This window comes from Mesorhizobium sp. RSR565B (assembly GCF_054719465.1).
In genome coordinates, this window is sequence record NZ_JBTTIE010000001.1 from 3,323,884 (window position 1) to 3,344,569 (window position 20,686).

At 65.1% G+C, this 20,686-nt stretch carries 20 protein-coding genes; 15 read left to right on the top strand and 5 right to left on the bottom strand.

Annotated elements, in window-relative coordinates:
• Positions 1–34: 34 nt before the first annotated feature.
• The 7 genes from ACYG9R_RS16195 to ACYG9R_RS16225 are packed head-to-tail and all read left to right on the top strand — an operon-like array spanning position 35 to position 6,349.
• On the top strand, positions 35–1,309 hold the full coding sequence (locus tag ACYG9R_RS16195; protein ID WP_023733561.1) for an extracellular solute-binding protein: 1,275 nt from the start codon (positions 35–37) through the stop codon (positions 1,307–1,309).
• Between the two features lie 48 nt (positions 1,310–1,357).
• Complete coding sequence (locus tag ACYG9R_RS16200) at positions 1,358–2,290, top strand: carbohydrate ABC transporter permease (RefSeq protein ID WP_031196540.1); 933 nt, start codon at positions 1,358–1,360, stop codon at positions 2,288–2,290.
• Positions 2,287–3,144, top strand: a complete 858-nt coding sequence (locus ACYG9R_RS16205) for a carbohydrate ABC transporter permease (RefSeq protein ID WP_023698619.1) — start codon at positions 2,287–2,289, stop codon at positions 3,142–3,144. Before ACYG9R_RS16200 ends, ACYG9R_RS16205 begins: the two co-directional genes overlap by 4 nt.
• Positions 3,141–3,881 (top strand): PIG-L deacetylase family protein, encoded by a 741-nt coding sequence (locus ACYG9R_RS16210; RefSeq protein ID WP_023698618.1) that lies wholly within the window; start codon positions 3,141–3,143, stop codon positions 3,879–3,881. Before ACYG9R_RS16205 ends, ACYG9R_RS16210 begins: the two co-directional genes overlap by 4 nt.
• Positions 3,878–4,753 carry an ROK family protein gene (locus tag ACYG9R_RS16215; RefSeq protein WP_023824598.1) on the top strand — a complete coding sequence of 292 codons (876 nt, stop codon included), beginning with the start codon at positions 3,878–3,880 and terminating at the stop codon, positions 4,751–4,753. Before ACYG9R_RS16210 ends, ACYG9R_RS16215 begins: the two co-directional genes overlap by 4 nt.
• On the top strand, positions 4,750–5,520 hold the full coding sequence (locus ACYG9R_RS16220; protein WP_023824597.1) for a GntR family transcriptional regulator: 771 nt from the start codon (positions 4,750–4,752) through the stop codon (positions 5,518–5,520). Before ACYG9R_RS16215 ends, ACYG9R_RS16220 begins: the two co-directional genes overlap by 4 nt.
• Positions 5,521–5,557: 37 nt before the next feature.
• Entirely contained in the window at positions 5,558–6,349 is a 792-nt protein-coding gene (locus ACYG9R_RS16225) for a sugar isomerase domain-containing protein (protein WP_023700933.1), read from the top strand.
• Between the two features lie 60 nt (positions 6,350–6,409).
• On the opposite strand, the gene rsgA is transcribed toward ACYG9R_RS16225, so the two are convergent.
• Positions 6,410–7,435, bottom strand: a complete 1,026-nt coding sequence (gene rsgA / locus ACYG9R_RS16230; RefSeq protein WP_023824596.1) for a ribosome small subunit-dependent GTPase A — start codon at positions 7,433–7,435, stop codon at positions 6,410–6,412.
• A 256-nt stretch (positions 7,436–7,691) separates the two neighbouring features.
• Between rsgA and ACYG9R_RS16235 the strand changes: the two genes are divergently transcribed.
• A complete protein-coding gene (locus ACYG9R_RS16235; RefSeq protein WP_023726494.1) occupies positions 7,692–8,072 on the top strand; it encodes an endonuclease/exonuclease/phosphatase family protein in 381 nt (126 codons plus the stop codon).
• Between the two features lie 216 nt (positions 8,073–8,288).
• On the opposite strand, the gene ACYG9R_RS16240 is transcribed toward ACYG9R_RS16235, so the two are convergent.
• Complete coding sequence (locus tag ACYG9R_RS16240) at positions 8,289–9,884, bottom strand: GMC family oxidoreductase (RefSeq protein WP_023728493.1); 1,596 nt, start codon at positions 9,882–9,884, stop codon at positions 8,289–8,291.
• A 305-nt stretch (positions 9,885–10,189) separates the two neighbouring features.
• Between ACYG9R_RS16240 and ACYG9R_RS16245 the strand changes: the two genes are divergently transcribed.
• The 4 genes from ACYG9R_RS16245 to ACYG9R_RS16260 all read left to right on the top strand — a co-directional run bounded on the left by ACYG9R_RS16245 (position 10,190) and on the right by ACYG9R_RS16260 (position 14,884).
• Positions 10,190–11,260, top strand: a complete 1,071-nt coding sequence (locus ACYG9R_RS16245) for a sugar ABC transporter substrate-binding protein (protein WP_023744122.1) — start codon at positions 10,190–10,192, stop codon at positions 11,258–11,260.
• Between the two features lie 159 nt (positions 11,261–11,419).
• Positions 11,420–12,403 carry an ABC transporter permease gene (locus ACYG9R_RS16250; protein ID WP_023744123.1) on the top strand — a complete coding sequence of 328 codons (984 nt, stop codon included), beginning with the start codon at positions 11,420–11,422 and terminating at the stop codon, positions 12,401–12,403.
• Between the two features lie 5 nt (positions 12,404–12,408).
• Positions 12,409–13,911: a sugar ABC transporter ATP-binding protein gene (locus ACYG9R_RS16255; protein ID WP_023704159.1), complete on the top strand. Its 1,503-nt coding sequence runs from the start codon at positions 12,409–12,411 to the stop codon at positions 13,909–13,911.
• A gap of 4 nt (positions 13,912–13,915) precedes the next feature.
• Positions 13,916–14,884: an ABC transporter permease gene (locus ACYG9R_RS16260; RefSeq protein ID WP_023704158.1), complete on the top strand. Its 969-nt coding sequence runs from the start codon at positions 13,916–13,918 to the stop codon at positions 14,882–14,884.
• A gap of 74 nt (positions 14,885–14,958) precedes the next feature.
• On the opposite strand, the gene gloA is transcribed toward ACYG9R_RS16260, so the two are convergent.
• Positions 14,959–15,369: a lactoylglutathione lyase gene (gene gloA / locus ACYG9R_RS16265; protein WP_023726498.1), complete on the bottom strand. Its 411-nt coding sequence runs from the start codon at positions 15,367–15,369 to the stop codon at positions 14,959–14,961.
• A 160-nt stretch (positions 15,370–15,529) separates the two neighbouring features.
• Here gloA and ACYG9R_RS16270 point away from each other — a divergent pair, with 160 nt between their 5' ends.
• Positions 15,530–16,966, top strand: coding sequence for an FAD-binding oxidoreductase (locus ACYG9R_RS16270; protein ID WP_023824594.1), 1,437 nt, complete (start codon positions 15,530–15,532; stop codon positions 16,964–16,966).
• A gap of 3 nt (positions 16,967–16,969) precedes the next feature.
• Entirely contained in the window at positions 16,970–17,764 is a 795-nt protein-coding gene (locus ACYG9R_RS16275; RefSeq protein WP_023671079.1) for a FadR/GntR family transcriptional regulator, read from the top strand.
• Positions 17,765–18,087: 323 nt separating this feature from the next.
• On the opposite strand, the gene ACYG9R_RS16280 is transcribed toward ACYG9R_RS16275, so the two are convergent.
• Positions 18,088–18,972: an AraC family transcriptional regulator gene (locus tag ACYG9R_RS16280; RefSeq protein ID WP_031199638.1), complete on the bottom strand. Its 885-nt coding sequence runs from the start codon at positions 18,970–18,972 to the stop codon at positions 18,088–18,090.
• A gap of 380 nt (positions 18,973–19,352) precedes the next feature.
• Here ACYG9R_RS16280 and ACYG9R_RS16285 point away from each other — a divergent pair, with 380 nt between their 5' ends.
• Positions 19,353–19,496 (top strand): hypothetical protein, encoded by a 144-nt coding sequence (locus ACYG9R_RS16285; RefSeq protein WP_023756462.1) that lies wholly within the window; start codon positions 19,353–19,355, stop codon positions 19,494–19,496.
• Between the two features lie 229 nt (positions 19,497–19,725).
• Here ACYG9R_RS16285 and ACYG9R_RS16290 read toward each other — a convergent pair whose 3' ends face one another.
• Entirely contained in the window at positions 19,726–20,628 is a 903-nt protein-coding gene (locus tag ACYG9R_RS16290; protein ID WP_023824592.1) for an NAD(P)-dependent oxidoreductase, read from the bottom strand.
• Positions 20,629–20,686: the final 58 nt, after the last annotated feature.

Genomic DNA, 20,686 nt, shown 5'->3' on the forward strand with positions numbered 1-20,686 from the left:
GACGCCAAGGACAGAGAACAATGGGAGACTGGCAATGAGCATGCTTTCACTTGACCGGCGCGCAGCACTTGGCCTGATCGGCGGCCTTGCCGCCGCCTGCGCCGGCGTCTTCGCCTCATTGCCGGCGCGAGCCGCCGACAGCACGGTGACGCTGTGGAGCTGGCGCACCGAGGACGAGGCAGCGATGCGCCGCATCTTCGATGCCTTCGAGGCGAAGAACCCCGGCATCAAGGTCGCCATCCAGTTCACGCCCGATGCCGACTACCAGAACCGGCTGAGCACGGCGCTGCGCGGCGGGCGCGGGCCCGACATCGCCCAGCTCAAGGCCTATGGCGAATTGCAGCCCTTCGTCGAGGCCGGCTATCTCGACGCGCTGGACGACAGCGTGCCGGAGCTGAAGAACATGGAGGACGCGGCGCTTGGCGGCGCGCGCGGCCGCAGCGACGGCAAGCTCTATGGCGTGCCCTATTCGGTGCCGATGATGGGCGTCTTCTACAACCAGGATATCTTCGCCGCCCAGGGCATCGAGATACCGAAGACCTACAAGGATTTCACCGCTGTCTGCGAGAAGCTGAAGGCGGCCGGCATCACGCCGATCGCCACCGGCGGCGCCAACGGCTCGGCCTGGGAACTGGAGATCGCCGTCGGCGTCGTCGGCCCGACCGTCTATGGTCCTGAATTCTACGACGAGATGATGAGCGGCAAGGCGACCTTCGAGGATCCGCGCTATGTCGCGGCGCTGAAGCGCTTCGCCGAGCTGAAGCCGTATTTCCCCGACGGCTTCGCCGGCATCGACTACACCACCGCCACGCAGCAGTTCATCGGCGGCAAGGCGGCGATGTTCCTCGGCGGTTCGTTCGAGAACGGCAGCTTCAAGGCGCAGAACCCGAAGCTGAAATTCTCGATCTTCCCGTTCCCCGCCGACGATGCCGGGGCAAAACTCTACACCTCGGCCTTCTCCGACGGCTCCTATGGCCTGGTCTCCGAGAGCCAGAACAAGGAAGCCGCGACCAAGGTGCTGGGCTTCATGGCTTCGGCAGAGTTCGCGCAGATGTTCGCCGACGAGCTCGGCTGGCCGCCGGCCCGCACGGATGTGACGGTGAAGGATCCAGTGCTGGCCTCGATGATGGAGATGGCGAAGAATTCGACGCCCTATCTGACGCTGGTCGGCTTCCGCTGGCAGTCGCCGACGGCGTCTTCGGTGCTGCAGTCGGAGATCATCGACATGGTCGAAGGCAACATCGCGCCGGAGAAGCTGGCGGCCGACATGCAGGCCGCAGTCGCCACCTGGTTCAAGCCGAAGCAGTAGGCGCGGCCGGTCGCAAAGCGGCCGGCCTCTCACGGACCAGAAAAGCGCATGAGCACCCTTCGCCGCACCAGCAGCCTTCGCCGCACGCAGCAGCGCATGGCCGTGCTGTTCATCCTGCCGGCGCTGGCGGTCTATGCGCTGTTCGTCCTCTATCCCCTGGGGATGTCGCTCTGGGGCAGCTTCTTCGTCTGGAAGGGGCTGCGCATGGTCGAGTTCGCCGGCCTGTCGAATTTCTCAAGGCTGTTCGTTTTCCCCAGCGGCGCGCGGATCTACGGCGCGCTGTGGCACAACACCGCCTGGTTCTTCGGCATCATGGTCTTCCAAAATGGCCTCGGCCTGTTGTTCGCCTGGCTGCTGTTCCTGCGCGACAAGGGTGCGGCCTTCTTCCAGTCGGTGTTCTTCTTTCCGGCGGTGCTGAGCCCGGTCATCATTGGCGCGCTGTGGCGGTTGCTTTTGGCACCGGGTGGCGTCGTCGAATGGGCGCTGAACGGGCTCGGCCTGCACCAGGGCAGCCTGACTGTGCTCGGCAACAGCCACACCGCGCTCGCCATGCTGATCGCCGTCGATGCCTGGAACTGGATGGGCCTGCCGGTGCTGATCTACACGGCAGGTCTGCGGCAGATTTCCGGCCAGATTTTCGAGGCGGCAAAACTTGACGGCGCCGGCAATGCGCGCATGCTGTTCTCGATCGCGCTGCCGCTGCTGATGCCGGCGCTGGGCACGCTGACGACTTTGTCGTTCATCAACACCTTCAACCAGTTCGACCTCGTCTATGTCATGCAGGGCGTGCAGGGCAATCCGAGCTATTCGACCGACACGCTGGTGACGTACTTCTACCGGCTGGCCTTCGGCGCGGAAGGTGCTGTCGGCATCACCGATATCGGTCTGGCTTTGGCGCTCGGCACCGTGCTGTTTTTGATCCTCAGCATCGGCACGCTCATGATGCTGCGCTTCTTCGACCGGCGCACGGTGCAGCTATGAGCGCGCTGGCGATTTCACAAAGACCGGCCATCTCTCGGCAGCTGGCGCGGCTGCCCGGCTGGACGGTGCTGGTCGTTTGGACGGCGGCCGTGCTGTTGCCGCTCTACATCCTCATCGTCTCCTGTTTCAAGACCACGGCCGAGATCTACGACAACAGGCTCGGCCTGCCGCAAAGCTTTGCCTTCGACAATTTCATCAACGCCTGGACGCGCGCCGATCTCGGCCAGAATTTCATCAACAGCCTGATCGTCACGGGCGGCGCCGTCATCCTCACCATCGTCGTCTCGGCGATGGCCGCCTATCCGCTCAGCCGCTACAAGCTTGGCTGGAATGCCATCATGCTCGGCCTGTTCCTGTCCGGCATCATGCTGCCCATCCGGTTGGCCTCGGTCGAACTGTTCACGCTGATGCGCAATCTCGGCCTGCTGGATTCGCTGACCGGGCTGATCCTGGTCTATTCGGCGATCCGCATTCCCTTCGCCGTCTTCATCTTCGCCAATTTCATGCGCGTCTTGCCCTCCGAGTTGGACGAGGCGGCGCGCATGGACGGCGCCGGCGAGGTCCGCATCCTGTTCCAGATCATCCTGCCGATGGTCAAGCCGGCGGTGTCGATCGTGGCAATCTTCACCGCGATCGCGGTGTGGAACGATTTCTTCTTCCCGCTGATCTTCATCTTCGACGACCGCTACAAGACGGTGCCGCTGGCGATCAGCGTCTTCGTCGGCCAGTTCCGCACCGACTGGGGCCTGGTGTTCGCCTCGCTGGCGATATCCATGGCGCCCATCCTGATCATGTATTGTCTGCTGGCGCGGCAGATTCGCGAAGGCGTCGGCACCGGAGGGGGCATGAAATGATCGAAGACAGGATTTATGCGGCGAAATCCATCCTGGTGGTCGGCGCACACGCCTTCGATGCCGAGGTGATGGCCGGGCCGCTGGCGGCCGCTGCCGTCAAGCGCGGCGCCACGGTGACCTTCCTGCATCTGACCATGGGTGAGCAGGGCCATCCGTACCTGGTTCCCGCGCATTATTGCGTGCAGAAGGAAGAGGAAGCGGGCAGCGCGGCGGAGCGGCTCGGCGTCGCCATGCGTAGCTTTGGCCTGCGCGACGGCTTCCTGCCCACAGACGATCAGACGGCGCTCGAAGTGGGCGACATCATTCGCGAGCTGAAACCCGAGATCGTCATCACCCATTGGCATGGCAGCTGGCACAAGGACCATCGCGCCGCCGCGCATTTGACGAAGACCGGTATCTTCTTCGCCGGACTGCCGACCGTTGCCAGCGACCATCCGGCGCACACGCCGCAACTGCTGCTGTTCGGCGAGAACTGGGAGGACGATGACGGCTTCCGGCCCGAGCATCTCGTCGATGTCAGCGACGGGTTCGAGGCCTGGCGCGACGCGGTCATGGAGTATGAGCTGGCGCGCGGCCTGAGCAGCTTCCCCTATGTCGACTATTACAGTTCGCTCTACCGGCTGCGCGGCTGCCTGCGCGGCACGCGCCATGCGCAGGCCTTCGCGGCGGCGTCGCATTCGTGGAATGCCGGCAGCGGCCTGTTCTCGCTCCCCTTCGGCAAAGGGTCCGGTCGATGAGGCGGGTACTCGCCATCGATCTCGGCGCCACCAATCTGCGCGCTGCCGTATCTACGGGCGATGTCGGTGCGTTGGAGGCGCTGGGCAGCGAGCCGGCGCCAGCAACCCTTGATGCCTTCATTGCGCGCATCGACGCGCTGTGCACTGAGGCCGGGTCGGTCTCAGCGCTTGGCATCGCGGTGCCCGGTCTGGTCGAGGGCTCAATCTGCCGCTGGATCCCCAACTTGCCGTTCCTCGACGGCGTCGATATCCAGCCGCTGTTTCCCAAACTGCGCGTAGCGCTCGGCAATGACGCGCAGATTGCGCTGCTGGCGGAGGCTGTCGAAGGCAGTGCGAAAAACATGTCGGATGCGATCCTGCTCGCCATCGGCACCGGCATCGGTTCGGCGGTGCTGGCCAATGGCCGCATCGTTGCCGGCGCGCATGGCGGCGCCTGCTCGTTCGGCTGGGCCTGCGCCGACGTGAGGGATCATGGTGAAGAGCGCAGCGGCTGGCTGGAGCGCGTCGCGTCGGGCCGGGCGCTCGATGCCCTTGCCGGACAGATCGGCCTTGCCGACGGCCGCCAGCTGATCGCCGCTGCCCAGGCCGGCGAACTGGCCGCACTCACCTTGCTTGAACTGCCGGCGCGACAGCTCGGCACCGCGCTTGCAGGCGCTGTCGCGCTGCTCGATCCGCAAGCGGTGCTGATTTCGGGTGGTTTGGCGGACGCGCTGGATGTGATCCGGCCGCCGCTGCTTGCGGCGCTGCGACGTCAACTGCCGCCGCATCTGCGCGGCATCGACGTCAAGCCCGGAAAGTTCGGTCCCCGCGCCGGTCTGGTCGGCGCGGCGCTGGCCGGCGCCGTTGGGCAAGGGTGGAGGCAGGTGCGATGAGCGAAGCAAGCTTTCAGCAACCGGACCGCAGACGGCCGGAGCCGCTCTGGTACCAGGTCGAAGAGGCGATCCGAGCCATCGTCAAGAGCGGCGAATGGGCAACGGGCGACCAGATCCCGGCGGAGGACAGGCTGTGCGCCCTGTTCGGCGTCAGCCGCATCACGCTGCGCCACGCCTTACGCAATCTCGAGGAGGCAGGACTGCTCAGGCGCGAACATGGCCGCGGCACGTTCGTGCGCTCGACCACGCTGGTCGCCGGCACGCGCGAGCTGACCAGCTTCACCCAGGAGATGGGCAATATTGGCGTGGTCGCGGGCTCGCGTCTGCTCGACTGCAGCCTGACCACCGCCAATGCGGCGGCTGCCGGCGCGCTGGAGATCGAGGAGGGCGATCCGGTGGTGCGCATACGCAGGCTGCGGCTCGGCAACAACGAGCCGATCGGCATCCAGACGGCGCAGCTGTCGGCGGTGCGCGTGCCGGGCTTCCTCGATGCCGGCCTGCTGCAGGGCTCGCTCTACGAGGCGCTGGAGCGCCATTACGGCATCGTGCCGGTGGCCGCGCGGGAGAACTACCGGGTCGGCGCGGTCGGCGCGGCGGACGCCGAACTGCTCGACCTCGCTGTCGGCAGCCCGGCCTTCGTGGTCGAACGCATCACCACCGACGAGCGCGGCCCGTTCGAATTCACCGTCTCGATCATGCGCGGCGACCGCTACGAAATCCGCTCGACGCTGCGCGCCGGACGCGTGCCGCTGAACCCGAGAAGCTGATCCATTCCAGACCGACACATCAAACAGGAGTACCCACGTGTCCGATCTCTACATCCACCGTCTCGCCGCCCTCATCGACCAGGCTGCGAAAGCCAATGAAGAGGCCTTTGGTCAGGCTGCCAGCCGCTTTGCCGACTCGCTCGAGGGCGGCGGGCTGGTGCATCTCTATGGCTCCGGCCATTCGGTGCTGCCGGTGCAGGAAGTGTTTCCGCGCTATGGCAGCTATGTCGGCTTCAACCCCCTGACAGACCCGCGCGTGATGTGGCACAATGTGCTCGGCGCCGGCGGCGTGCGCGAGCTTTTGTGGCTGGAGCGTACGGAAAAATACGCCGAAAAATTCCTCGACCACCAGCCGCTCAACAAGGGCGATTCCATCATCATCTTCGGCCATAGCGGCCGCAACTCGTCGGGCATCGACACCGCGCTATACGCCAGGAAGCGCGGCATCTTCGTCGTCGCGGTCACCAGCAAGAACAATCTGGACAAGCCGGCGACGCACTCCTCCGGCAAGCGGCTGGCAGATGCCGCCGACCTCGTCATCGACACCTGTTCGCCGATCGAGGACGCCATCGTGCCGGTCGAGGGCTGGAGCCGGCCGGTGTCGGGCTCATCGACGGTGCTTGCCATGATCCTGGCGCATGAGCTGATCGCGCGCACGGCCGAGCAGCTCGCCAAGCGCGGCATCGAACTGCCGGTCTTCGCCTCGCCGACCATTGCCGGCGTGACGCTGCACGACACCGACGTCATCTACGGCGTCTACCGCGAGCGCATGCTGGAGGCGCAGCAGAAGCACCTGCCGACCTTCCAGGCAACGATGCGCGGAGAGTGAAAAAAGGGAGGCCCGGCACATGCCGGGCCTCCGACGTCTCGTTCCGCAATTCCTATCCTCTCAACGCCGCTTCGGGCGCCCGGCAGGCGATTTGTTGCCGCGCGGGCCGCTCTGAACCGGCGTGTTGCCCTGGTTTTCCTCCGACAGCTTGCGCCAGCGGGCAAGGCGCTCAGGGGAGAGCGTACCCGCCTTCAACGCAGCCTGCACCGCGCAGCCCGGTTCGTGGACATGGGTGCAGTCGCGGAACTTGCACAGCGGTGCGAGCTCGGTGATTTCGGCAAACAGCGTGTCGATGCCGGATGCGACGTCGCTGACATGCAGCGTGCGCATGCCCGGCGTGTCGATCACCCAGCCGCCACCGGCAATGGGGTGCAGCGACCGCGCCGTGGTGGTGTGGCGACCCTTGGCATCGTGTTCCCGGATGCCCGCGGTCTGTTGCGGCGATTGCTGCGCCGATCCGGCCAGCGTGTTGACCAGCGTCGATTTGCCGACGCCGGAGGAGCCGACCAGCGCCACCGTCTGCCCTGCGCCACACCAGGGAGCAAGCGCCGCTGCGGCATCGGCGACGCGCGGGTTCAGCACCACCACGGCCAGCCCACGCTGCAGGGCGGCGGCCTGGCCTTGGTAAGCCTCGGCATCGTCAGCGGTGTCGGCCTTGGTCAGCAGGATCACCGGCGTCGTTCCGGCCTCGTTGGCCAGCGCGAGATAGCGCTCGAGCCGGGCGATGTTGAAATCGGCATTGCAGGACGTCACGATGAACAGCGTGTCGACATTGGCCGCGGCCAGCTGCGGCACCCTGCCGCCCTGTGTGCGGCGCTCCAGCACCGTCTTGCGGGTCAGGCGGCGGCGCAGCAGATGCGTGTGAGGCTCGACCAGCACCCAGTCGCCGACGGCATAGTCGCCGGTGTTGGCATTGGCCGGCAGCGTCAGATCCACTGGCCCTGACAGAGACAGACCGGCCAGACGGTCGCGGTGCACCGAAGCGATGCGCGTCGGCACCAGGTCTGCCTCATCGGCTTCAAGCTGGTCGCCGAAGAAATCCGTCCAGCCCAGGCTTGCGAGGGAAGCCGTCACGGTTTTGACCACGGCGACGGCGTCACAGACATCGGAGAGTATCCTTTGGCAAAATGGGCGCGGACCCTCGGGGCGGTTGTTCAAGCCGTGTATGGGCGGCATGGCGGCATTTGGCAAGCCGAACCGCGCCGATGGCCAAGCCGTTTCGCGCACCGCTTGGAACGCATCGAGGCGGTGGTTCGCTGAACGTCACCAGACACGGAAACCTACCGTGGCACCTATCCACGTCGCGTGCGTCGAGGGTCGTTCAACATTGAGGAAAAGTCCTATGCGCTTACGTCTCGTTACTCTCAATGTCTGCAACACGGAAGGCGAACCGGAGCGCCTGGCGGCCATCAACCGGGAGCTGGGGCGGCTCGACCCGGATCTGGTCGCCTTTCAGGAGGTCGTCCAGACAGCCGATGTGAAATTCCTCGATACGCTGCCCGATGGTTTGGATTTGCATGCAACGCATCAGGCCTCGTCGTCGACCTCGAAGTTGGCAAGGACGGCTGAGGATGGCAGGTCGGGAAGCCTGGTAGAAGGGAGGGGGATGGCCGGCGCCACAGGGGGCGGGGGGTTGGGATGGGGTTGCCTGAAGCACCGGCCAAAGCGGGACAAGTCCCACGTCCACAAGCTAGCAGAGGTTGGATCGGTTCATATGGTGTGATCGCGGAACTGGCGCCAAAGCGCTTTCACATCCCCGCGCAGGCGTCGGCAACGGGCCCGCAACCGGGGGTTTCCGGTCGGTTGGTGGGTTGCGCAAGCGCCGGTTGAAGGCGCTGCGGGAGGCTGTCGTTTTTAGTGGGGTTCGAGTGCTATGCGCTCAGCGACAGGTGCTCAAGGCAAGGCAATCGCATGGCGCCACCACATGCCATTGTCCTGCTTACGCCACCGGCAGCATCCGCCCCGCAATCAGATCCGCCGCCTTCTCCGCAATCATGACCACGGCGGCGTTGGTGTTCGACGACACGATGCTCGGCATGACCGAGCTGTCGCAGACGCGCAGGCCTTGCAGCCCGCGCACGCGAAGCTCGGGGTCGACGACGCTGTCGGCATCGCCGCCCATCCGGCAGGTGCCGACTGGGTGATAGGCGCTGCGGCCATGTTCTCGGGCGAAGGCTTCGAGTGCTGAGCGCCCCTGCATCGCCTTGCCGGGCAGATGCTCGCGGCTGATGTATCTGGCGAAGGCTGGCTGCGACAGGATTTCGCGGCTGATCTCGATGCCGTCGATGGCGCGTTCGAGATCATAGCGCTCGGCGAACGGGTTGGGGTCGATGATGGGCGCATCGCGCAGGTCCGCGGACTTGAGCGTGACGCTGCCGCGCGAACGCGGGCGCACATGGTAGGAGTTCAGCGTGCAGCCATTGCCGCCGGGAACCGAGCCGATGCCTTCCTCAACGCCGGCGCCGGGCAGGAAATGGAACTGGATGTCCGGCGTCTTCTCCGCGCGGTCGCCCCACCAGAAGCCGCCGGCCTCGACGATGTTGGAGGCCACCGGCCCCTTGCCGAACAGCGCATATTCAAGACCGGCGACCGCTTGCCAGCGCTTCTTCTTGTAACGGTCGATGCCGTGCGGTCCGTTGAGCTCGGCGACGACATCGACGTCCATGTGATCGTGCAGATTCTGGCCGACGTTTTTGGAATCGTGGACCACCTTGATGCCGTGCTCGCCGAGATGCACGGCCGGGCCGATGCCGGACAGCATCAGCAATTTCGGCGAGCCGATGGCGCCGGCGGCGACGATGACTTCGCGCTCGGCGCGGAGCAGTTCGGTGCGGCCATTGACGATGATCTCGACACCGATGGCGCGGCCGTTCTCGACCACGATGCGGCTGACGGAGGCGTCGGTGCGTAGCGTCAGATTCTTGCGGCCGAGCGCCGGCTTCAGATAGGCGACCGCCGTGCTCGAGCGTTTCCCCCGGCGCGTCGTCGTCTGGTAGAAGCCGGCGCCCGCCTGCTTACCGGCGTTGAAGTCGGCGCGGAAAGGAAGGCCCGCCTGCTGCGCCGCCTTGACGAAGATGCGGGTCAGCGGATGCGGCGCGCCGCTGGAGACGCCGAGCGGGCCGTCAGTGCCGTGCTGCGCATCGGCAAAAGTGTCGTTGCCCTCGGAGCGGACGAAGTAGGGCAGCACGTCGGCATAGCTCCAGCCGGCACAGCCATTCTCAGTCGCCCAGCCGTCATAATCCTCAGGGCAACCGCGGGTGAACACCTGGGCGTTGATCGAGGAGCCGCCGCCCAGCACGCGGGCCTGCGGATAGACCATGGTGCGGCCGTCGATCTCCTTGCCGGGCGCGGTGTCATAACCCCAGATCAGCGGCCCCGACGTCATCTTGAAGAAGCCGACCGGCAAATGGATGTAGCGGTCGGTGTCGGGCGGACCGGCCTCGAGCAGCACGACGGACACGTCCGGGTCCTCGCTCAGCCGGGCGGCCAGAATGCAGCCAGCCGAACCGCCGCCGACAATGATGTAATCCGTCATTTCCACTCCCGGGTTCTCTTTGTTGGAGCATGATCTCCGGACAAAACGGTTTCCCGATTTGTCCGAGAAAACCGGTTCCCACTTCTAGGGATCATGCTCCGGCGGGCGATGAAAATCACCGCCCCTTCCTCTTGCGCGCGACGATCTCAAGTCGCTTGTGCCACGTCAAGAGAAAGGGTATGGTTATCGTGTTGAAGGGTTGTCGTACAAGTGGAGGAGCTTGACGATCCTCACCACGAGGTCCCGGCCGCGCTCCCTGCGCAAGATGCCGGGCGGAACAGAATTCAATCGGGAGGTTTCGAGGTATGAACGACACGAAGAATTTTGCGGTCAACCGGCGCACGCTGATGATGGGCGCCACCGCCGGCGTGGCGGCACTCGCGATGCCGAGCGTGCTGCGCGCGCAGGAAAAGCCGACGCTGGTGACGTCGATCCGCTCGCTGTCCAACCCCTATCACGCGGTGTGGAAGACCGGCGCGGAAGCGTATGCCAAATGGGCCGGGCTGGAACACGTCACGCTGGTTTCGGAAGGCAACAGCGAGAAGGGCATTGCCGACATCAAGGCGATGCTGGCCAAGACCGGCGGCAACATGGTGCTGAATTCCGATCCCAACGACACGCCCGATGCGCGCCCGATCGTCGAGGCCTGCGCCAAGGCCGGCGCCTATGTGGTGACCCAGTGGAACAAGCCTGGGGATCTGCACCCGAAGGATTTCAACCCGAACTATGTCTCGCATATCGAGTTCGACGGCATCGACAGCGGCAAGACCATCGCCGAGATCCTGTTCAAGACCATTGGCGGCAAGGGCGGCATCGTCGCACTCGGCGGCCTGATCTCGACCACGGCGGCGATCGAACGCAAGAAGGGCCTCGATGCGGCGCTCGCCGCCAACCCGGACATCAAGCTGCTCGACTTCCAGGTCGCCAACTGGAAGTCGACCGAAGCCTTCGACCTGATGGGCAATCTGCTCACCCGCTTCGGCGACGACATCAAGGGCATCTGGGCGGCCAATGACGATATGGGCTCCGGCGCACTGGAAGCGCTGCGTGCCGAAAATCTCGCCGGCAAGGTGCCGATCGTCGGCGTCGACGGCATCAAGACGGCGGTCGATGCGGTGCGCACCGGCGAGTTCGCCTGCACCGTCACTTCGGATCCGTTCTGGCAGGGTGGCATGGGTCTAGCCATCGGCTACAACGCCAAGATCGGCAAGTTCGACCCTACCAAGGAGCCCCCGGAGCACCGTGAGTTCTACGGCAAGGCGGTGCTGATCTCGCACGACAATGTCGAGGAATATTACAAGACCAATGTCGATGCGAAGCCCGAGATCGACTGGAACGATCTGTGGGGCCGGGTCACCGGAGCAATCCGCACCTGATCCATCGGAGTGGGCTGCAACTCCCTGGCGGCCCGCTTCCTCCCGCAGCCGTCGCGATCCCCTTGTCGCGACGGCTGTCACCAGCAGACGGGAAGCGGTTTCTTGACAATCCATACAGAACCCCTGAAGTCCGTTTCGGACATCGAGCGGACGACGCCCATGACATCGTTCCCCGGCCGCATCGCGACATTCCTGGGCGGCAGGCGCTGGCGCAGCCTGGCGCCGCTGGCGGTGCTGATTGTACTCTGCGTACTCATCGCCATTGCCAACCCCAATTTCATCGAGCTGCGCAATCTGGTGCGGCTTGCGAATTCCGCCGCCGTGCCGCTGACGCTGGCGATGGGGCTGACCTTCATCATCCTGATGGGCAGCATCGACCTCGCAGTCGAAGGCACGCTTTCGGTGGCGGCGATGGTGCTTGTGCTGCTCGCCGCCAATGACGGCAACGGCAACGACTATGGCTGGTGGGCGGTGCTCGCTGCCATCGCCGCCGGCACCGCCATGGGCTTCGTCAGCGGTCTCATCCAGACCATGCTGCGCATCCCGTCCTTCATGGGCACGCTCGGCATGTGGTTCATCGGCCTCGGCCTGTCGGTCTATATGCTGGGCGGCACGGCCATCAAGCTGAACGACGCCTCGATCCGCGACCTGGCCTTGCACCGTTTCCTCGGCCTGCCGGTGGCGGTCTGGGTCGCGTTCGGCGCCTTCCTGCTCGCCACTGTCATCCAGTATCACACCAAGCTCGGCCGCCACATATTGGCGATCGGCGGTGATGAGGATGTCGCCAAGCTCTCCGGCGTCAATGTCGTGCGCGTGCGCATCACCGCTTTTGCGCTGGCCGGGTTCTTCTTCGGCATTGCCGGCGTGCTGGCCGCGGCACAGCTCGGCCAGTCGCACGCCGTCATCGGCGACGGCAGGCTGTTTGCAGCGGTCACCGCAGTGGTCGTCGGCGGCACCGCTTTGACCGGCGGCGAGGGCGGCGTCGTCAACACGCTGATCGGTGTGCTGATCGTCACCGTGCTTGCCAATGGCATGATCCTGCTCGGCATCTCGCCCTACATCCAGCAGACGGTGCAGGGTCTGATGATCATCGCCGCGGTGGCGCTGTCGCTCGACCGTGTCCGCCTGAAAATCGTCAAGTGAACGCCATGCTGCAGGCGTCCAGCATCATCAAGAATTTCCCCGGCGTCCAGGCGCTGCGCGACGTCTCAATCGAGGTGCGGCCCAATGAAGTTGTCGGGCTGATCGGCGAGAACGGCGCCGGCAAGTCGACGCTGATGCGGGTGCTGGCCGGCGGCTACCGGCCGGATAGCGGCTCGCTGACGCTGGATGGCGAACAGCTGCGCATGCGCAACGCCCGTGATGCGGCCAGGCATGGCATCGGCATGGTGTTCCAGGAGCAGTCGCTGGTGCTGAACCTGACGGTTGCCGAAAACATCTATCTCGGCGAAGAGGACCGCTTCACCCGCTTCGGCCTCGTCAATTGGCGCGCCATGAACGCGGCGGCGCGGCGGCAACTGGCCAAGATCGGCATCGACATCGACGTCACCGCGCGCACCTCCGAACTCACCTTCGCCGCACGCCAGATGGTCGAGCTCGCCAAGGCGCTGACCTTGGAGGAAGTGGTCGAGCGGCAGTTGCTGATCCTGCTCGACGAGCCGACCTCGGTGCTCAACGCCGCCGACATCGAGGTGCTGTTCGCGCGGGTGCGGTCGCTCAAATCCCGCGCCAGCTTCGTCTTCGTCTCGCACCGCCTCGAAGAGGTGCTCAATATCTCCGACCGCGTCTACACGATGAAGGATGGCGCCGTCGTTGCCGAACATCGTGCAGCCGAAGTCACCGCGCCTGAGCTGCACGAGATCATGGTCGGGCGCGGCCTGCAGGCCGAATATTACCGCGAGGCCCGCCAGCTCGCGCCGCGCGATATCGTGATGGTCGAGGCCAAGGGGCTTGGCGCCAACGGTTTCTATCACGGCGTCGATCTCTCGATCCGGGCCGGCGAGATTGTCGGCATTGCCGGCGTCGTCGGCTCCGGCCGCGAGGAGGTGACGCGCACCGTTGGCGGCTTCGTCCAGCATGATGCCGGCGAGATGAAAATCGCCGGCGATGCCGTGCGCTTCTCCTCGCCGGAGCCGGCTGTGCGCAAGGGCATCGGCTATGTCCCGCGCGAGCGCCGGCTCGAAGGGCTGGTGATGTTCCTGTCGATCGCGGAGAACATTTCGCTGGCCGATCTCTCCAGCGTCATGCGCCATGGCGCCATCGACTATGGCAAGGAGCGCCGGCTTGCCGCCGACTGGATCAAGCGGCTGCGCATCAAGGCGCCCGGTCCCGATGCCGCCTGCCGCAAGCTCAGCGGCGGCAACCAGCAGAAGGTGGTGCTGGCGCGCTGGATGACGGCGGGCTCGCGCATCCTGGTGCTCGACCATCCCACACGCGGCCTCGATGTCGGCGCCAAGGAGGAGGTCTACGAATTGGTGCGCGATCTCTCGGCGCAAGGCGTGGCGATCCTTTTGATTTCCGACACGCTGGAGGAAACGATCGGTCTGTCGCACCAGGTGCTGGTGATGCGCGACGGTGCAATCACCGCGCGCTTCGATGCCAGTCCGGGCAACAAGCCGAACCAGGTCGATCTTCTCAGGGCAATGGTGTGAACCGATGAATGAGGCGTTCTCCATCAGGCAGGTTTTCGAGGGCAAGTGGACGCAAGGCGCCATTCCGCTGATCCTGCTGGTCGGCCTGCTGCTGATCATCGAGATCGCCGCGCCCGGCTTCCTCACCGGCGAAACCGTGGCGCTTTTGTTTGCCAACACCGCCGTGCTGTTCATCCTGGCGACCGGCGTCACCTTCGCCATCCTGCTTGGCGGCATCGATTTGTCGATCCAGGCGGTGGCATCGCTGGCCAGCGTCATCCTGGCGCAATTGCTGCCGTCGCTCGGCCTCGCCGCCTTTCCGGTGGCGATCCTGTCGGGGCTCGCCTTCGGCGTGTTGAGCGGTGTCGTCCATGTCAAGCTGCGCGTGCCGTCCTTCGTCGCGACACTCGCCACCGGCGGCGTGGTCACCGGCCTTGCGCTCTGGGTCTCCAATGGCCGCGCCATCACCATCGAGGAAGGTGGCCGAGAAAACACGGCGTGGATCAACGCCACCATCATCGGCATTCCGGTGGTGGTGCTGATTTCGGCGGTCATCGGCATCGCCGCCTTTCTGGCGCTGCGCTACACACGCTTCGGCCGCCAGGCGATCGCGGTCGGCGCCGGCGAGCCGGCGGCGTGGGCCGCGGGCATCAATGTCGACCGCACCAAGATCATCGCCTTTGCCGCGTCGGGTATGCTCGCGGCCATCGCCGGCATCGTGCTAGCAGCCAGGCTGTCGAGCGGTTCGCCGGTGCTGGCCAACCAGCTGCTGCTGCCGGCCATCGCCGCCGTCATAGTCGGCGGCACGGCGATCACCGGCGGGCTCGGCGGCGTTGCCCGCACGGCGGTCGGCGCGCTGATCATCTCGATCGTTCGCATCGGCATGACCTTTGTCGGCGTCAACATTTTCCTGGAAAACATGGTGTTCGGCGCCGTGCTCATTGCCGCCGTCGCCATCACCATCGACCGCAGCAAGATCGCGGTCATCAAGTGATCCCGCCTCCCAGGCAAGCGCGGACAGGACGGGACCGCATCGGCGCGAGGCCGATGCGGTCCGGCCCGATCGGATCACATCGTGTCGAGGCCGATCAGCTCGATCTTGTAGCCGTCGGGGTCTTCGACGAAAGCGATGTGGGTGGTGCCGTGCTGCATCGGGCCGGGCTTGCGCTGGATCTTGGCGCCGCGCTTTTCCAGTTCGGCGCAGACGGCGTAGATGTCGTTGACGCCGAGCGCCAGATGGCCGAAGCCGGTGCCGATCTCGTAGGGCTCCTCGCGGCCCCAGTTCAGCGTCAGCTCGACGACGGCTTCCTTTTCCTCGGGGCCGTAGCCGACAAAGGCGTTGGTGAACTTGCCGCCGGGGTAGTCGTCGCGGCGCAGCAGGGTCATGCCAAGCACCTCGGTGTAGAAGGCGATCGACTTGTCGAGGTCGAGCACCCTGATCATGGTGTGCATATAGCGAAAGCCCGGGGCGTCGCTCATTGGGGGAGTCCTCCGAATTCTGTGATTTGCGGGTCTGATCATCCACATCGAACGCTTGACGGCAAATGGCCTCGCTTGATGTTCTAAATCAGGGTTATATGATAACACGACAACGCAGGTATTTGTCCAGTCGTTTTGCCAAGGGGCCCAGAGCCAATCCATGAATGCCGCGCCCTCCGCATCGCAGATCGCAGCCCTCGCCGGCCTGCTGCCGAACGGTGGGCTGCTGACCGATGAAGCGGATCTGGCGCGCTTCAGCCGCGATTGGTCGGGCGATCATTTCGGCCGGCCGCTGGCCGTGGCGCGGCCCTCTTCGGTGGAGGAGATGTCGGCGCTGATGCGGTTCTGCCATGCCGAGCGCATTCCGGTGGTGCCGCAAGGCGGCCTGACCGGGCTCGTGGGCGCCGCAGTGGCGGCGGATGGCGGCGAGATCGTCATCTCGCTGGAGCGCATGAACCGTATCCGTTCGATCAGCCCGATCGACTTTGCCATGGTGGTCGAGGCCGGCTGCATCCTCGAGGACGCCAAGCGCGCGGCCGAAGCGAGCGACTGCCTGCTGCCGATCACCTTCGGCGCGCAGGGCAGCTGCCGCATCGGCGGCAATGTCGCCACCAATGCCGGCGGCTTCAACGTGCTGCGCTACGGCATGACGCGCGACCTGGTGCTTGGCCTGGAAGTGGTGCTGGCCGACGGCCGCATCTGGAACGGGCTGAAAGTGCTGCGCAAGGACAATCGCGGCTATGATCTGAAGCAGATCTTCATCGGCTCGGAGGGCACGCTCGGCATCGTCACCGCGGCGGCGCTGAAGCTGTTCCCCAAGCCGACGCAGATCGAAACCGCGCTGGTCGGCTTGCGCTCCGTCGAGGACGCGATGGCACTCTATGCAAGGGCGCGGCGCGATTGCAGCGATTTGCTCACCGCCTTCGAGCTGATCCTGCGCGGCGGCATCGAGATCACCATGCGCGAGGGCAAGGATTTTCTCGATCCGCTCAGCCAGCCCTATCCCGTCTACGTGCTGATCGAGGTGTCGTCGGGCGGGCTGATCGACCTCTCCAATATGCTTCTGGATTTTCTCGGCAGCGTCGAGGACATCGTCGAGGACGGCGTCATCGCTTCGACCAGGGCGCAGGGCGAGCGGCTGTGGCTTTATCGCGAGATCATGGTCGAGCGGCAGGGCAAGGGAGGCCGCTACCTGCGCACCGATGTGTCGGTGCCGATCTCCAGGCTTGCCGATTTCGTCACCGATGCGCTGGCCGCCTTGGAGAAAGCCCGGCCCGACGCCCTGGCTGTCACCTACGGCCATGTCGGCGACGGCAACATCCACCTCAACGTCGTGCCACCGGAAGGCATGGGCACCGAGGCGATGGAACATCTGTTCGAGCAGGCGGAAGCCGAGATCTTCACTGTCGTCGACCGCTATGGCGGCTCGATCAGCGCCGAGCACGGCATTGGCCGGGTCAAGCAGAAGGCATTCCTCGACCGCATCGATCCGGTGACGCTCGACCTCGCCGCCGGCATCAAGGACGCATTCGACCCGCGCCACATTCTCAGCAACGGCCGCATTCTGGCGCCGGCACCCGCCGTCGACTATAGGTGAGCGATGACGCTGAAACTCGACAAGGTCAATCGCGGCCCACACCTCTCCACTCTGGTGGCCAGTTCCATCTCGCGCGAGATCGCGCAAGGGCGGCTGAAGCCGGGTGACCAGCTGCCGACCGAGGCGGCGCTGGCAACCACTTTCGGGGTCAGCCGCAACGTGGTGCGCGAGGCGATCGCGCGGCTGCGCTCGGAAGGCCGAATCTGGTCGCAGCAGGGGCGCGGCGCCTTCGTGGTCGAGAGCAACAACCCGACGGTGCTGACCATCGACCATGAGACGCTGCAGCGCGCCGACTCGTTTCGCAATCTGTTCGAACTGCGTGGCATCCTCGAAGTGCAGGCGGCGGCCCTTGCCGCAAAACGGCGCAGCGACGCCGATCTCAAAGCCATGGGCGATGCGCTGTCCGGCATGCGCGCCGCCCCCTATGGCAGCGTCGCCTGGCTGCGCAGCGACCTCGAATTCCACCGCACCGTCGCCGAGGCGACGCGCAATTCCTACATGGGCCAATTCCTGGTCTTCGTGTCCGAGCGGGTGCGCGAAAGCATTCTCGCCGCCGGCAACCAGCAAAAGTCGGACGACATGGCCCGCATCACGCTCGGCGAACATGAGCGCATCCTGAGAGCGATCCGTGCCGGCGACGCCGAAGGGGCGCAAGCCGCGATGCGCGACCATCTGGCGGGCGCGGCGCTGCGGGTGGGGTTGCATGAGGGGGAAGCTGCGGAGATAGCGCCGGGGCCTGAGGCAGCGTCTCCGGTACGGCATTCGCGGTTGCGGAAGGCTGTGCGCGGGCAGGCTTAGGGATAGCCTTGCCTTGTCCGCGCGCTGGGCCAATCGCCTATGGCGGCGCTGACCCCCACTCCGTCTCGGCTTCGCCGAGCCACCTTGCCGGGGCGAGCCACGGGTCTCGCCCGTCCTTCGGACCCCCCATTTCATGGGGGATGAGGAAATGCCAATCTCCGAGATCGCAGCCCTTCAAAAGCTTTGGTTTCCTCTCCCCCACGAATGTGGGGGTAGAGGTGGCTCGGCGAAGCCGAGACGGAGTGGGGGAGCGCCATATCAGATTTCACACGGTCGTCGGCTCAACCAGCTCAGGGCCGGAGATAGGCCGCCACCCCACCGCGCTATTTCAGCGGCAGAAACAGCTCAAGCACCACTTCGCGCACCGGTCCGTTCGACGAAAAGTGCCGCTGGCAATAGATCGGAAAGTCGCGCGCCTCCTCGCCGCTGGCCGGAAGCCATTCGCGGTAGAGGTAGAGCGCTGCGGGCTCGAGATTGTTGGTGTTGCCGGGATAGCGCAGCACCGCGCAGCGTCCGCCGGGGATCACGCCGGCCTTCATCTGCGCGGCCTCGATCGGCCCGCCTTCTACCGGCAGGTCGGTTCCGGCACAAATATCCATGCTGTAATCGGCCGGGTTCGCCGGCTCCCTTTCGGAACGGAAGATGTTGAAGGTCGGGCTTGTCTCGGGCGAGAGCCCGGCCGCCTTGCGCCAGGCGATGAAGCGCTGGATGGTGTCCTGGAGCGTCGCCCGGTCGCCGCGATGCTCCATGATCGCCACCGGCGTCGGCGGCACATCGCGGATCATCACGTCGGCGGGTTCGAAGATTATCTGCATGAGCGTGGTCCTTGCTTTGTCGAGCGGCCCGAAGGCCATGAGCCACGCCCCCCAGTCGGGAGACTTCCGGAACGACGAAGGCGATTGTCCGAACCGTTGCCGAAAGGCGCGGGCGAAGGCATCCGGTGCGTCGTAACCGGCATCCATCGCTATGTCGGTGACGCTTTGGGCGTCGCTCTCGGCAAGCCGGTACGAAGCGCGCTTCAGGCGGGCGAGCTGGACATAGCGATGCACGGACAAGCCGAAGGTTGACGTGAACTGCCGGTGGAAATGGTATTTCGAGAACGCCGCGACGCCGCTTAGCGCCTCCAGGCCCAGATCGTCGTCCAGATGCTGGTCTATGTGGTCCAGCACCCTCTGCATCCGGGCTTGGTAGTTTTCAAGTGGCGTCATCAAACGTCTCGTCCTGCGTGGCGACACCAGATAGGCGGTTCCGGACATGTCGCGCTCGACCGATCTTGCGGTTTGACATGGAGGGATCGGTGCTGGGCGCGGGCAATTCATGACTGTGGAAGGTTTCTCCGCAAGGAGGTTTCGGGATAGCGGTTTCGGCCCGCGCCCTCCAATCGCGCCCATAGCACATGTCAGCGCTGGCCTCCTCTCCGTCTCGGTTTCGCCGAGCCACCTCTCCCCACTATGAGGGCGAGGAATCGCTATCGCAGAGGTCGCGGCCTGGAAAAAATTCGGTAATAGGTAGCAGCTACACCTGAGATTCCCGCGCTGCGCTGGGCATGTTACGGGCATTGTGCTACGGTTCGAATGTCGGAGGCAGCATGACCCAGTTGATACTTACGGGAACGATCGGCGGGCTTCTTGGCACCGGGCTGGCTCTAATCGGTGTTCGGCAGGTGAGGATTCTCGACTGTGTGGTCGCGTTCGGCATGTTGCTTCTGGGGCTGACGTGGTTTGTGGGCTAGCGCAATGCGCTTGTTAGCTCGACGGCTTCTCACGCAGTTGCACCGGTCCTGTCCCGTTCCGTTGGATGAACTCAGCCTTCTTGTCACAATCGCTTTCAACAGCGGTTCGTGGACCTCACGAAGCGCGGTAGTGCTCACTCGGGTACGCTAGGAACGGACCGACGATGCTCTTGTGCATCACCTCCGCTGCCGCCAGAAAGCGCCCATTTGGGGAGCGCCGTACGAGGTTTTACCCCGCCGGCTCCACCAGCGACACCCCGTTCAACCCCGCCACAATATCCGACAGCGCCGGCACGAACTTCTCGCCATGACCTGTCGTGACGGCAGTGGCAAAGCCGTTGCGCACCGCGGCGCCGATCGGGTTGGCGATGCCGGCGGCCTGGGCGAAGGAGGCGAGGTAGGTCATGTCCTTCAGCGCATTGGCGATGGCGAAGCGCTGGGCGTTTTCGTTGCGGTTCAAGACGAAATCGAAGAAGGCCTGGTAGAAGCCGCAATCCATGCGGCTGCCGGAGATGACGCTGTTGAAGACCTGCGGCGTCAGGCCGGCCTTGGCGCCGAGGCTCAGCGCTTCCGAATAGATCGCGGAATAGCCCATCGAGATGAAATTGTTGAGCAGCTTCATGGTGTGGCCGCTGCCGGTTGGGCCGGTGTGGACGATTCGAGCAGCGAAGGCTTCCAGCACCGGCCGTGCGCGGGCGACGATCTCGGCCGCACCGCCGACCATGACGTCGAGCTTGCCTTCCGTGGCTTCCTTGGGCGTGCGCGCCAGCGGCGCGTCGATCAGCGTTATGTCTTGCTGGGCGAGATCGGCGGCAAGCGCCGTCGTCGATGACGGGTTGGAGGTCGAGCAGTCGATGATCAGCAACGGCTTGGCTGCCGCGGCAAGGCCGTCCGGGCCCTTGACCAGCGCTTCGACCTCGCGCGAGCCGGTGACGCACAGGATGACGATGTCGCAGGTAGCGGCCAGTTCGCGCGGGCTTGCCGCCTCGGTGGCGCCGGCCGCGATCAGCCGGTCGGCGGCCGTGCGGCTGCGGTGGACATGCACCGTCAGCGGCCAGCCCTTGCGCAGCAGATTGTCGGCCATGCCAGCACCCATGCTGCCCAGGCCGATGAAACCGATGCGTTCTTTCATGCAATCCTCGGGTTCTTTCATGTAATTCTCCTTGGACCCACACCGGCGGGCTCACCCT

Coding starts and splice junctions, on each gene's coding strand:
- ACYG9R_RS16290 (WP_023824592.1), bottom strand. CDS start 20,628: ATGAAAGAACGCATCGGTTTCATCGGCCTGGGCAGCATGGGTGCTGGC.
- ACYG9R_RS16270 (WP_023824594.1), top strand. CDS start 15,530: ATGAATGCCGCGCCCTCCGCATCGCAGATCGCAGCCCTCGCCGGCCTG.
- ACYG9R_RS16285 (WP_023756462.1), top strand. CDS start 19,353: ATGACCCAGTTGATACTTACGGGAACGATCGGCGGGCTTCTTGGCACC.
- gloA (WP_023726498.1), bottom strand. CDS start 15,369: ATGAGCGACGCCCCGGGCTTTCGCTATATGCACACCATGATCAGGGTG.
- ACYG9R_RS16240 (WP_023728493.1), bottom strand. CDS start 9,884: ATGACGGATTACATCATTGTCGGCGGCGGTTCGGCTGGCTGCATTCTG.
- ACYG9R_RS16280 (WP_031199638.1), bottom strand. CDS start 18,972: ATGACGCCACTTGAAAACTACCAAGCCCGGATGCAGAGGGTGCTGGAC.
- ACYG9R_RS16220 (WP_023824597.1), top strand. CDS start 4,750: ATGAGCGAAGCAAGCTTTCAGCAACCGGACCGCAGACGGCCGGAGCCG.
- ACYG9R_RS16210 (WP_023698618.1), top strand. CDS start 3,141: ATGATCGAAGACAGGATTTATGCGGCGAAATCCATCCTGGTGGTCGGC.
- ACYG9R_RS16275 (WP_023671079.1), top strand. CDS start 16,970: ATGACGCTGAAACTCGACAAGGTCAATCGCGGCCCACACCTCTCCACT.
- ACYG9R_RS16215 (WP_023824598.1), top strand. CDS start 3,878: ATGAGGCGGGTACTCGCCATCGATCTCGGCGCCACCAATCTGCGCGCT.
- ACYG9R_RS16255 (WP_023704159.1), top strand. CDS start 12,409: ATGCTGCAGGCGTCCAGCATCATCAAGAATTTCCCCGGCGTCCAGGCG.
- ACYG9R_RS16245 (WP_023744122.1), top strand. CDS start 10,190: ATGAACGACACGAAGAATTTTGCGGTCAACCGGCGCACGCTGATGATG.
- ACYG9R_RS16235 (WP_023726494.1), top strand. CDS start 7,692: ATGCGCTTACGTCTCGTTACTCTCAATGTCTGCAACACGGAAGGCGAA.
- ACYG9R_RS16195 (WP_023733561.1), top strand. CDS start 35: ATGAGCATGCTTTCACTTGACCGGCGCGCAGCACTTGGCCTGATCGGC.
- ACYG9R_RS16250 (WP_023744123.1), top strand. CDS start 11,420: ATGACATCGTTCCCCGGCCGCATCGCGACATTCCTGGGCGGCAGGCGC.
- ACYG9R_RS16260 (WP_023704158.1), top strand. CDS start 13,916: ATGAATGAGGCGTTCTCCATCAGGCAGGTTTTCGAGGGCAAGTGGACG.
- ACYG9R_RS16205 (WP_023698619.1), top strand. CDS start 2,287: ATGAGCGCGCTGGCGATTTCACAAAGACCGGCCATCTCTCGGCAGCTG.
- ACYG9R_RS16200 (WP_031196540.1), top strand. CDS start 1,358: ATGAGCACCCTTCGCCGCACCAGCAGCCTTCGCCGCACGCAGCAGCGC.